This window comes from Gilvibacter sediminis (genome assembly GCF_028561565.1).
Taxonomy (GTDB): Bacteria; Bacteroidota; Bacteroidia; order Flavobacteriales; family Flavobacteriaceae; genus Gilvibacter; species Gilvibacter sediminis.
The window spans coordinates 1-683 of the sequence record NZ_JAQQTE010000010.1 but is presented as its reverse complement, the minus strand read 5'-3'; the positions used below and the strand labels follow the sequence as shown (position 1 = coordinate 683).

The 683-nt window shown below is 52.9% G+C and carries 1 pseudogene; it reads right to left on the bottom strand.

Annotation, left to right across the window (positions count from 1 at the left end):
* Positions 1-683: pseudogene (locus POW22_RS10320) on the bottom strand (hypothetical protein); the annotation flags it as partial.

Here is a 683-nt window from a genome sequence, read left to right as displayed (position 1 = left end):
TCAATGGTTGGGAAGCTACCGATATCGGTTGCAGGCAGCACAATAAGTTCCAACTCCGTAGTGGCAAAACAGCCCGTGATGGAGTTCTCAATACGTGCATACACAATCTGTGGGTTGGCGATGTTCGGGTAAGGCGATACCAGCGCCGTGGCTGGATCTCCCGCCTCAGCCTGTGCCAAGGTCAGATAGTAGTTCACAAACACATCCGGTTGCCCCCCGATGATGTCTGCATCCGCCAAGGTTAGATCAAACAGGGCTACATCGTCGGCATCGTTGTCGCAACGCTCCAATGGAGTTGGTGGGAAGGCCGTAGGTGGCGCAAACACGATAAGCTCTAGTGGCGTGGTATCGTGGCAGCCCGTGGTGGAGTCATCGATCCGCGCGTAGATGATCTGTGGATTACTCGTATTGGTAAACGGACTCGTTAGTGCTGGCGTGGCCGCATCAGCCTCCGCCTCGGTTAAATAATAACTTACACTCAAGGTCGGGTCGCCACCAGTGATCTCCGGATCTTTTACCGTCAGATCAAAAGGCGCAAAGCCGTCCAAGACTGCATCATCACAAATACCTAAAGGTGTTGGCGTGACAAAGATCGGTAGTGGAAGTACTTCCAACTCAAAAAGACCAATGGTCACACAGCCGTCGGAGTTTACTACCCGGACGTAGATCGTCTGTGGGTTACT